Here is an 11031-nt window from a genome sequence, read left to right on the forward strand (position 1 = left end):
CCACGCTCTCGGTCGCGACGGCGTCCGCCCGCAGCCCCGCCGCCCGCAGGCGCGCGGCCACGGCGTCCGCCCGCGCGCGGAGTTCCCCGGGCCGGGCGTGCAGGGCGGCGGCCGTGGGAGTCGTGGGTCCGGTGAGGGTCGCCTCGAGCGCCGCCAGGGTGAGCTTGTCCACGCGAAGCGCGCGTGCCAGGGGGTGGCGCCGGAGGGCCTCCACCATGACGGCCCGACCGAGCAGCAGGCCGCCCTGCGGGCCGCCGAGCAGCTTGTCGCCGCTGGCGGTGACCAGGGCCGCACCGGCGGAGAGCGTGGTTGCGGCGTCGGGTTCGTGGGGGATCAGGGGGTCCGGCGCGAGCAGGCCGGAGCCGATGTCGACGACGACCGGCGGGCCGAGCGTGGCCAGTTCCGCCACCGGCACGGCGGCGGTGAAGCCGGAGATGACGAAGTTCGACGGGTGCACCTTGAGCACGAACCCCGTGTCTGGACCGATCGCCGCGGCATAGTCGCGCAGGGCCGTGCGGTTGGTGGTGCCGACCTCGCGCAGGCGCGCGCCCGTGGATTGCAGGAGGTCCGGCAGGCGGAAGCCGTCGCCGATCTCGACGAGTTCGCCCCGGCTCACGACGATCTCGCGGCCCTGGGCCAGCGCGGTCGCGGCCAGCACGAGCGCGGCGGCACCGTTGTTCACCACGTGCACCGCCTCTGCGGCGGGGACGGCCTTCGCGAGGGCGTCGAGGGCACCCCGACCCCGGCGGGCGCGGCGGCCGGTGGGGAGGTCGAGCTCCACGTCGGTGGTGCCCGACGCCGCGCACACCGCCTCGACCGCGGCCTCGGACAGTGCCGCGCGCCCGAGGTTGGTGTGGAGGACGACGCCGGTCGCGTTGAGGACATGGCGCAGGGAGGCCGCGCGCTCCGGCAGGCCAGCGACCGCCGCGTCCGCGACCTCCTCCGGCGCGATCTCGCCACGACGGGCCCGGTCCTGCGCCGCGACCACGGCCGCCTTCACGGCGTCCCGCCCGAGCCGCTCGCCCGCGGCGACCAGCCTGGTGTCGGCCAGGACGGCGTCGGTCCGGGGAATGCGACGGCGAGCCGAAACCTCGTCCGCGGTCTCCACAGCGGTCACTGTAGGCACGTCGCGGAGGCGGACGGGAATCGAACCCGCCTGGCCGAGATACTCGGCCACTACGGTTTTGAAGACCGCGGGGAGCACCAGCTACCCGAACGCCTCCCCCGGCCGCTCACGCGGCAGGGCGTGCCCAGTATCGCGTGCCTAGGGTGGCGTGCATGACGACGACCACCGCCAAGGTCCGGCTCACGCAGTACGCCCACGGCGGGGGGTGTGCCTGCAAGATCCCGCCCGGTGACCTCGAGGACGTGGTCGCCGGTCTCCGCCGGCCCGGACCGCTCCCGGGTGAGGCCGGATCGCTCGCAGTCGGCCTGGACGACGGCGACGACGCCGCGGTGGTCGTCACCGACGCCGGTGCCCTCGTCGCGACCGCTGACTTCTTCACCCCCGTCGTGGACGACGCCTACGACTGGGGCCGGATCGCCGCCGCCAACGCGCTCTCCGACGTCTACGCCATGGGTGGCCGGCCGGTCGTCGCGGTGAACCTCCTCGGCTGGCCCCGCGACGTCCTCCCGTTCGACCTCGCCGGGGAGGTGCTCCGCGGCGGGCTCGACGTGGCCTCCGCGGCGGGTTGCCACGTCGCCGGGGGCCACAGCGTCGACGACCCGGAGCCCAAGTACGGGATGGCCGTGACGGGCCTCGCGGACCCCGAACGACTCCTTCGCAACGACGCCGGCCGGGCCGGTGTCGCGTTGACCCTCACCAAACCGCTCGGCACCGGCGTCCTGGGCTCGCGCCACAAGGCCACCGGCGAGGTGTTCCCACAGGCGATCGACGCGATGACGACGCTGAACGCGCGCGCCTCCCGCGCGGCGCTGGCGGCCGGCGCCGTGTGCGCGACCGACGTGACCGGGTTCGGGCTCCTCGGTCACCTCCACAAGCTCGCGCGGGCCAGCGGCGTCACCGCCGTGGTGGAGGCCGCGGCGGTCCCCTACCTCGACGGCGCGCGCAGGGCCCTGGCCGACGGCTACGTGAGCGGCGGCACCCGCCGCAACCTCGACTGGGTGCGCCCGCGGGCGGACCTCTCGCGCGTCGCCGAGGAGGAGGCCCTGCTCCTGGCGGACGCGCAGACCTCCGGCGGGCTGCTCGTCGCCGGTGAGCTGCCGGGCTACCCGGTGATCGGCGAGCTGGTGCCGCCGCAGGAGGGCATCACACTGGTGGTCCACTAACCCCGGCGCCGCCAAGGCTTGCCCAGGTAATCGGTGTGATCCGGGGCTTTGGAAACGTTTACGCACGCCCAGAACGTGGGCGAACCTCGCGCTCGCGCCGCGTCACGCGCCGCGCCAGCCGCTCACGTTGTGGCACGACGGTGTACTTCGGGTCCTTCGCCGACGCGACACCCGCGTGCAGCACGCCCAACCGCTCGTAGAGCCCACCGGCCACCAGCGCGGCGCCGGAGAGCACGGCGGCCGCGCGGCTCCGGCGCCCCAGCAGCATCGAGCCGAGCACCCCCGCGGCCGTGAGCATGCTCGCGCGCTCGAGCTCGCGGTGGGCCTGGCCGGTCGTGTAGGGCTCCCCGACCAGCCCGAGACGGCTCTCGAGCCGGCGGGAGGCTGCGAGCTCGATGACGGCACCGAACATCGCCAGCCGCCGGGCCGGCGCGGCCTGGCCGACCGGCGCGACGATCATCCCCAGCCCGCCGGCGCTGGCCGCCGCACTCCCCGTGAAGATGAACGGCAGCTCCTCGTGCGCCTCGTGCCAGGCGGGCACGGCGGTCTGCGACAGCAGGACGGCGGTGTACGACGCCACGGCCGGCGCCAGTCCGGCCGCTGCGAGGCCAGCCGGGCGGGCGAGGGCTTCGGTCAGGCGGCCGAGGGCGGTCCGGCGGACACGAGCCGGCAGGAGTTCGCTGACAGCGGCGAGGCCGATCGACGGGCCGTAGGCAGTGAGGATCCACGTGCCGACGCTCATCGGCGAGGTCGGCTTGGCCACCCGGAGCATGTGGTGGAACCGCTCCGGCCGCCCGAGGTCGTGGATGAGGAAGAAACCTCCCGCCGCCAGCGAGCCGAGCGCCGCGAGTCTCGTGCCCCTCCGCAACGCCGGTCGCCCGGTCTGGTCGGCCCCCGCACCGAGGATGCTGCACCCGGCGGACAGGCCACCGAGGAAGATGTAGTAGGCGATGTCGTCCTTCCACACCGTCGGCTTCAGCACCGGGCGGCCGTAGTACGACGTGAACTCGGCGGGCGGCACCATCGGCTGCTCGCGACCGCCGTCGTCGCCGCGGCCCCTGCGACGCGTCACGAGCGTCGGCCCTCGACGAAAACGGCGACCCCCGCGCCGAAGAAGGCGAGCGCGGCGGCGCCGGCGTAGCGCCACATGCGGGGCAGGTCGCGGGTGGGAACGACCGGATCGGGCGGCAGCCCGTAGACCTCCGGCTCGTCGAGAAGCAGGAAGAACGCGCCGTCTCCCCCGACGCCGTCGTCCGGGTTCTCGCCGTAGAGCCGCGCCTCGGCGACGCCGGCCTCGTGGAGCTGCTCCACCCGCTCCTGGGCGCGTTCGCGCAACTCGTCGAGAACGCCGAACTGGATGGAGTCGGTCGGGCACGCCTTCGCGCACGCCGGCTCCAGGCCGTCGTGCAGCCGGTCGTAGCACATGGTGCACTTCCATGCCCGGCCGTCGTCCTCGCGGCGGTCGATCACGCCGTATGGGCAGGCCGAGATGCAGTAGCCGCACCCGTTGCAGATGTCCTGCTGAACGACGACCGTCCCGAACTCGGTGCGGAACAACGCACCGGTGGGGCAGACGTCGAGGCAGCCGGCGTGCGTGCAGTGCTTGCAGACGTCCGAGGCCATGAGCCACCGGAACTCCTGCCTGCCCTCCGGGCCGGTGCGCGCGCCGGGCAGCTCGAACGTCGGCATCCCGAGGTCGACGGGCTCGCGCGCGGCCGGCTCGCGCTGCACCGGCCCCTGCTCGATGAACGCGACGTGCCGCCACGTGTTGGCGCCGAGCGACCCGGTGTTGTCGTACGACATTCCCAGGAGGTCGAAGCCGTCGTCCGGGATGAGGTTCCACTCCTTGCAGGCGACCTCGCAGGCCTTGCAGCCGATGCACACGCTCGTGTCCGTGAAGAACCCGACCCGGGGCGGGTGCTCTGTGTGGCCCGCCTCGCCCGCGTCCTGCGCGGCTCCGCCGTGGATCCGCCTCGGTCCAGACCCGGCCGCGGCTCCTACCTCGCTCACGGCTCCGCTCCATTGCTCGCTCGGGCGTCGCCGCCAAGACCGCGTCTTCCCTCAGCGTCTTGCACGCCTTCGGCGTGGATCCGCCTCGGTCCAGACCCGGCCGCGGCTCCTACCTCGCTCACGGCTCTGCACCCTCCTGGTGGGTGATCGCCGGCTCGGCGAGCGTCGCGAGGCGGGTGCCGGTCTGCGCCGTGACGCCGGCCCGGCGCCGGTAGTCCTCGACGTACTCCAGCAGCTCGCGACCCCGCGGCCGCCGTCCGGGCCGGACGTCGCACGTCACGACCTTGCTCTCCTGGATCAGGACGTTCGGGTCGAGCGCGACGCCGAACAGGTCGTTGGCCGACTCGCCGGTCACCACGCCCGTGGATCCCCAGTGGTACGGCATCCAGACCTGGTGCACCAGCCGGTCCTGCACCCGCAGCGGCGTCAGACGGTCGGTCACGAGCACGCGGCACTCGATCGCGCTGCGGCTCGTCACGACGTGGGCCCACCCCAGGTGCTCCAGGCCACGTTCGCGCGCCAGCTCGGGAGACACCTCGACGAACATCTCCGGCTGGAGCTCGGAGAGGTACGGGAGCTGACGGCTCATGCCGCCCGCGGTGTGGTGCTCGGTGAGCCGGGACGTGGTGAGCACGTAGGGATAGACCTCGGCGTGCCGCTCCGGCGGCGAGGGGTTCGACGGGTTGTCGCCGCGACCGTAGACCTTGCGCGTCGGGTTGGCCTGCTGCCCGTAGAGCAGGTTGCGGAACGGGGACTCGTGCGGCTCGTAGTGCGCCGGCAGCGGGCCGTCCTGCAGGCCGTTGGGCACGAAGAGCCAGCCCTTGCCGTCCGCCTGCATCACGAACGGGTCGTCGCCGCCCAGCGCCTCGACGCCGACCGCATCGGACGGGGGCACGTACGTAGGCGGCTTGGTCTTCTCGAAGTCTGGGACGTCCTTGCCGGTCCACTCCCCCTTCTCGGCGTCCCACCAGACGTACTTCTTGCGCTCGCTCCACGGCCGGCCCTCCGGGTCCGCGGACGCGCGGTTGTAGAGGATCCGGCGGTTGTAGGGCCACACCCAGCCCCACTCAAGGGCGGCGGGGTCCTGCTCGCCGCGCGGCGTGCGCCGGGCCGCCTGGTTCACCCCACCGGCGTACACGCCGGAGTAGATCCAGCAGCCGCACGACGTCGTCCCGTCGGCGTTGAGTTCCAGGTAGCCGTCCAGCACCCGGCCAGTCGTCAGGTCGTAGCCGTTGATGGCGCGCAGGACCGAGTCGGCCCGGGGCTCGTCGCCGTCGAGCTCATAGTCCCAGTTGAGGTCGAGCAACGGGCGGTCGCGCGAGTCGGTGGAACGGGCGAGCCGCTCCTTCAGCCGGCGGCCCAGGTGGTAGAAGAACCACAGCTCCGAGCGCTGGTCGCCCTTGGGATCGACAGCCTTCTCGCGCCATTGCAGCATCCGCTGCGTCTGCGTGAAGGTGCCCTCCTTCTCGACGTGCGAGGCGGCCGGGAACAGGAAAACCTCCGTACGGCACTCCTCCGGGACGATCTCCCCGGTCTCGACCTCCGGCGAATCCCGCCAGAACGTGGCACTCTCGATCTCCACGAGGTCGCGGACCACGAGCCAGTCGAGGTTCGCCAGCCCGAGGCGCTGCAGCTTCCCGTGCGCCGACCCCACGGCCGGGTTCTGGCCGAGGAGGAAGTAGCCGAACACCTTGCCGTCGACCATGTCCATGACCGTCCGGTAGGTGCCGTGGTCCCCCGTGAGGCGCGGGAGGTAGTCGAAGCAGAAGTCGTTCTCGGCCGTCGCGGCGTCGCCCCAGTACTCCTTGAGCAGCGAGACGACGTAGGCGTCCGCGTTGCGCCAGAAGCCCTTCTGCTTGTCGCCGCGGATGCCCTCGATGTAGTCCGACAGGTTCTGCTGCGCTGCGGCGTGGGGCATCGGCAGGTAGCCGGGGAGGATGTTGAAGAGCGTCGGGATGTCGGTGGACCCCTGGATGCTCGCGTGCCCGCGCATCGCCATGATCCCGCCGCCGGGGCGGCCCATGTTGCCCAGCAGCAGCTGGATGATCGCCGCCGCCCGGATGTACTGCACGCCGACGCTGTGCTGTGTCCAGCCGACGGCGTAGACGACGGCGGTCGTCCGATCCCGCCCGGAGTTCGACGTCCAGTCCTCGCACACCTGCAGGAACTGGTCCCGTGGGACGCCGCAGATCTCCTCCACGACCTCCGGGGTGTAGCGCGCGTAGTGCCGTTTGAGGATCTGGTACACCGTGCGGGGGTTCTGCAGCGTGGGGTCGTGCGGCGGCGGGTGCTCGCCCTCCAGCGCGGGGCCGCCGGACTCGTGCTGGAGCCCGCTGGCGGTCTCCTTCCCCCGGGCACCGGACTGCGCGACCGCGTCCGACGTGCGACCCATGCCCTCGTACTGCCACGACGACGGGTCGTACGAGGCGGTCCCGGCGTCGTAGCCGGAGAACAGGCCGTCGAGATCCTCGGTGTCGCGGAAGTCCTCCCCGACGATCGTGGCGGCGTTGGTGTAGGCCCGCACGTACTCGCGGAAGTCCTTCTCGTTGCCGAGGATGTAGTTGATCACTCCGCCGAGGAAGGCGATGTCACTGCCCGCCCGCAGCGGGACGAAGGTGTCGGCCAGCGCGCTCGTGCGCGTGAACCGGGGATCGATGTGGATCACCTTGGCGCCACGCGCCTTCGCCTCCACCACCCACTGGAAACCGACCGGATGGGCCTCGGCCATGTTCGAGCCCATGACGATGACGCAGTCGGCGTTCGCCAGATCCTGCTGGGTGTTCGTCGCACCACCGCGACCGAAGCTGGTTCCCAGACCGGGAACCGTGGCGGAGTGTCAAATCCGCGCCTGGTTCTCGATCTGTATGGCGCCGAGCGCCGTAAACAGCTTCTTGATGAGGTAGTTCTCCTCGTTGTCCAGCGTGGCGCCGCCGAGGCTGGCGATCCCCATGCTGCGACGCAGGATGCGGCCTTCGCCGTCGGTGTCCTGCCACCCCTTGCGCCGGGCGTCGAGGACGCGGTCGGTGACCATGCCCATCGCCGTCTCGAGGTCGAGCTCGGTCCACTCCGTCGCGTACGGCGCGCGGTACTTGACCTTCGTCAGGCGGTGCGGACCGGTGACGAGCTGCTTGCTGGCGGACCCCTTGGGACACAGCCGGCCGCGCGAGATCGGCGAGTCGGGGTTGCCCTCGATCTGCACGACCTGCTCGCCGGAGACGTACACCTTCTGCGCACAGCCGACCGCGCAGTACGGGCAGACCGAGTGGGCGACGCGGTCCGCCGTCGCGGTGCGCGGTGTCAGGGACGCCGACCTGGGCGACTGCGCGGCCGCGCCCCGGCCGAGCGGGTCCGTGCCGGTGACCTGCCGGTACACCGGCCAGCGCCCGATCCAGGTCCGTACACCCATGGGAAGTACCTTGCCACGGGGCGACCCGCACGGCACACCGCGGGCAGTCCAAGGTTCGCCCACGCGATCGGTGTGATTCGGACCCGCGGAAACGCTTAAGCACCCCCAGAACGTGGGCGAACCTCAGGTCCAAATGGCCGCAGGGGCCGGTCCCGGACTCCCCAACTGACGAGCCCGCTCCATCCGCTTTCGATCAGGCGACCCTGATCGGGTTGGAGGTCTCCGCACGTCACCGGAGACGCGTTGAAGGGCGACCCTCGCCGGCTCGACCCGAACGCCGTAGACCGGCAACGGTCGCCCGGGCCGACGTTCCCGTCGTGACGCAAGGGGAAGGTTCCGGCATGCGAGTGCACGTGTACGGCACCTTTCGCGATCCACTCCTACGGCCCATCAAGCAAGGGCCTCGCCAGGTCCGCCGGCTCGCCGGCTCGATCGAGATCACTGTGACATACCAGGCCACCGGACCCACCGGACCGGAACTTTCGCTGAACGGCATACCGGCAATTCCGCCGTATTCCAAGCGATCCCTGTACCTCGCCGAAAGGTGCCAGCTGCGCCTCGGCCGGGGCTCCACACACCACACGAGCCGACATCCGGAACACGTAGCCGCGGACAGTCTCGGCTGCCGCCATCCGTCTGTGTCGCTGACCACACGCAGTCCGTTATGGTCCGGGGCCGGTCCCACCGCTTGTAGTCGATGTCGAAGTAGCGGACAGCCTGCAGTCGAAGCCCACTGATCGGGCGTCCATGCACGGTGCGCGTCTTTGGCGTGCGCCGGACCGGCCGCAACCACACACGTTCGCCAATCCCAGCCCCTGCGCCACGTCCCCGACCAGGATCCTCAGACCGGCCTGCGCCGCGAGGTCACCGATCGGCGCCGCGCCACGGATGCTTCGCTGGGTGACGTGAGTCAGTTTCCGGCGGCGCGGAACTTTTCGATGACCTCGGCCGGGATGCGGCCCCGGGCAGACAGTTCGATGCCATTGCTGGCGGCCCACGCCCGAACCGCCTTGTTGTCGACACCCGTGACCGCCGACGCCGCAGCCCCGGCGCGGGCCTTGCGGCCACCCACCCGACGGGCGGCACCGACCCACGGCTCCAATTCCCTGCGCAGCGCCTTCGCGTTCTTCTCCGACAGATCGATCTCGAACGTCCTACCATCCAGGCCAAACATCACCGTCTCGGCGGCAGGCTTGCCATCGACATCGTCAGTCAGTTCAACAACAACTCGTTGTGCCATACCCGACATGATTCGGTGTCACCAAGTGGGATGTCAATTCAACACGCTCTTGTGCACGACTGAATGTGCGTCGACTGACACCCGACAACCACACCCCACGCCAGAACTTGTCCGCGCAACGGCAACCACCACGCCCTGGCCGCGGCGCTTGGACCCGCATGGGACGACCGCCTTTACAGCTGCTCCCGAGTCACGACCCTGCCGCTGACAGGTCGCCTAATCAGAGCATAATCCGGCGGGCGGACACACAGCCCACCGAGTGGGAACAGTGGCATCGCACCACCCGCCAAGCGATCACCAAGAAGCACGTGACCACCAGTGTGAATCCCAGCACACCGGACGGCAACCGCATTGTCCACTGGCACAGCCACCGCCGCGAAACCGGCACCAGCAAGGACCCAGCACTTCTGTCGGCCTGAATCGCCACAGCGGCTTGCTTGAGCCGTATTGACGACGACGACTGGCACGTACGGATCCGAGGGGCCCGGTGCAGCAATGCACCGGGCCTACCCGACTGAATGCTCCCGAGCTCCGCGACCGGGCAGATCCGCCGCAATCGGAGCTAGAACTTGATCACCCGTCAAAGGAGTTGTCGTCGCAGGTCCCGAGCCCCGCAGCCTGCTCCTGGAGCGGGCCCGTCGCTCCTCGTGCCTGCTCGGCTTACCCCACTTACCTCACCGCGGAGGCGATCGACCAGCCGGTACCGGCCGAGGCGTGCGGCTAGGTGGTGCGGCCCGCGCGCCGGTAGGCGGCGGCCTGCTGCACGCCGTCGACCCAGACGTCCTTGCGGGTGACCAGTCCAGCCTCGTCGACGTCGACCACGTCGATCAGGTCGATGCGTGCAGTAAAAGTACCGCCGTCAGCAGCGGGTAGCTCGACCACCATGGTCCACTCCAGGACCCAGTGCCCGTCGCCGAGCAGCAGCCGATCGACCTCGGCCTGATAGCCCGGGAATTCCAGGAAGATCTGTTCGAAGTACTCCCGCAGCGCGGGCCGCCCCTTCACCCGCGCACCGCCGCTGCGCAGGGCGAACGTGGAATCGTCGATGTGGAGCGCGGCGATCGCGTCGGGGTCCTTCGCCTCCCACGCCGCGTGATAGCGGTCGAACACCTGCTGCAGCACGTGCCGCTGCACCGTGGCCTCCGTCTGTGCCAGCACTCCGGACATGGGTTCCTCCTGAACTAGCGCCGCGTGGATGGGCGCGACAAACATTACCGACTTTCAGTCGGTTTGGGGGCATGGGGTGACGTAAGGCCCGACAGCAGATCTCGCAGCACTTCGCCGTACCGCGCCGCCGCACTGTCCGGTTCGGCTGCGCGCCCGGTCGCCAGCGCAGCCTCCATCACCGCGCCCAGCACCAGTCGCGTCGCCGCCGACACCCGCTCCAGGTCGGTTCCCACCGGGAGGATGGCCTTGAGGGCGGCATGCGTCATGCCGGCGAAATGGGCGTCGTCGATCTCGCGCCAGCGCTCCCAGCCCAGGACCTCCGGACCCTCGATGAGCACCAGCCGCCGCCGCGCGGGGTGGGCGGCGCGCCTCAGGTAGCCCTCCAGCGCCGCGGCCAGGTCGTCGCTCGACAACGGCTCCGGACGCCGGTCTGCTCGCAACTCGTCGGCGATCTCACCCTGGATCTGATTGACCACCGCATCGAGCAGCGCGCGCTTGGAGGAGAAATGGTGGTAGAAAGCCCCCTTGGCCACCTGCGCTTGAGCGGTCACGTCGTCGACCGTCACCCCGGAATACCCGGCCTCGGCCATCAGCGCCCGGCCGGCCCCGAGGATGGCGGCGATCGTGCGCTCGCTGCGCTCTCGCTGACTCACCACGACGGCATCTCCATGACCACCACTCCCACTCGGACGTGCGCCGTCACCGTGCCATATCGACGAACCAGCTTCTGCCAGCCAGCCAGCCAGCCCCGTCCTATGCCGCAATCCGCGCGGCCATCCGGAAGTGGCGTCATCACCCCTTGCCTGTCAGCTCCGGCTGGTTCGTCGTGGCGGCGACGTCGACGGGGCCTACCCGTCTCGATTCGCACCGTCCCCCTCCGTGCTTCGTTGATCGGTCAGTGGTCGTGGGCGATCAGGTT

At 70.8% G+C, this 11031-nt stretch carries 8 protein-coding genes, 1 tRNA gene and 1 pseudogene; 1 reads left to right on the forward strand and 9 read right to left on the reverse strand.

The features are described from left to right. A partial coding sequence (gene selA, locus AC08OU_RS08730; protein WP_476604627.1) for an L-seryl-tRNA(Sec) selenium transferase occupies positions 1 to 1117 on the reverse strand: 1117 nt, incomplete at its 3' end. A 13-nt stretch (positions 1118 to 1130) separates the two neighbouring features. Continuing rightward, positions 1131 to 1223, reverse strand: a tRNA-Sec gene (locus AC08OU_RS08735). A 55-nt stretch (positions 1224 to 1278) separates the two neighbouring features. On the opposite strand from AC08OU_RS08735, the gene selD reads away from it, so the two are divergent. Beyond that, the gene (gene selD, locus AC08OU_RS08740) at positions 1279 to 2289 is read left to right on the forward strand and encodes a selenide, water dikinase SelD (RefSeq protein WP_476604628.1); all 1011 of its coding nucleotides are present in this window, start codon (positions 1279 to 1281) and stop codon (positions 2287 to 2289) included. Between the two features lie 58 nt (positions 2290 to 2347). Here the strand turns inward: selD and nrfD are convergent, their stop codons facing one another. The 7 genes and pseudogenes from nrfD to AC08OU_RS08775 form a co-directional block, all read right to left on the reverse strand. Beyond that, entirely contained in the window at positions 2348 to 3361 is a 1014-nt protein-coding gene (gene nrfD / locus AC08OU_RS08745) for an NrfD/PsrC family molybdoenzyme membrane anchor subunit (RefSeq protein ID WP_476604629.1), read from the reverse strand. Beyond that, complete coding sequence (locus AC08OU_RS08750; protein WP_476604630.1) at positions 3358 to 4299, reverse strand: 4Fe-4S dicluster domain-containing protein; 942 nt, start codon at positions 4297 to 4299, stop codon at positions 3358 to 3360. The genes nrfD and AC08OU_RS08750 overlap by 4 nt, the downstream gene beginning before the upstream one ends. 118 nt (positions 4300 to 4417) lie before the next feature. After that, positions 4418 to 7123 (reverse strand): annotated as a pseudogene (gene fdh / locus AC08OU_RS08755) (formate dehydrogenase); the annotation flags it as partial. Between the two features lie 12 nt (positions 7124 to 7135). After that, positions 7136 to 7705, reverse strand: a complete 570-nt coding sequence (locus AC08OU_RS08760) for a hypothetical protein (RefSeq protein WP_476604631.1) — start codon at positions 7703 to 7705, stop codon at positions 7136 to 7138. Positions 7706 to 8615: 910 nt separating this feature from the next. Next, positions 8616 to 8945: a histone-like nucleoid-structuring protein Lsr2 gene (locus AC08OU_RS08765; protein ID WP_476604632.1), complete on the reverse strand. Its 330-nt coding sequence runs from the start codon at positions 8943 to 8945 to the stop codon at positions 8616 to 8618. 720 nt (positions 8946 to 9665) lie between these two features. Next, entirely contained in the window at positions 9666 to 10112 is a 447-nt protein-coding gene (locus tag AC08OU_RS08770) for a nuclear transport factor 2 family protein (RefSeq protein WP_476604633.1), read from the reverse strand. A gap of 44 nt (positions 10113 to 10156) precedes the next feature. Continuing rightward, the gene (locus tag AC08OU_RS08775) at positions 10157 to 10768 is read right to left on the reverse strand and encodes a TetR/AcrR family transcriptional regulator (protein WP_476604634.1); all 612 of its coding nucleotides are present in this window, start codon (positions 10766 to 10768) and stop codon (positions 10157 to 10159) included. Positions 10769 to 11031 lie beyond the last annotated feature (263 nt).

The sequence above is a fragment of the Frankia sp. CcMO1 genome (assembly GCF_977945845.1).

What these genes read in the sequence shown, in the direction of transcription:
- selD (WP_476604628.1), top strand. Translation starts at nt 1,279, where the DNA reads ATGACGACGACCACCGCCAAGGTCCGGCTCACGCAGTACGCCCACGGC.
- AC08OU_RS08765 (WP_476604632.1), bottom strand. Translation starts at nt 8,945, where the DNA reads ATGGCACAACGAGTTGTTGTTGAACTGACTGACGATGTCGATGGCAAG.
- AC08OU_RS08770 (WP_476604633.1), bottom strand. Translation starts at nt 10,112, where the DNA reads ATGTCCGGAGTGCTGGCACAGACGGAGGCCACGGTGCAGCGGCACGTG.
- AC08OU_RS08760 (WP_476604631.1), bottom strand. Translation starts at nt 7,705, where the DNA reads ATGGGTGTACGGACCTGGATCGGGCGCTGGCCGGTGTACCGGCAGGTC.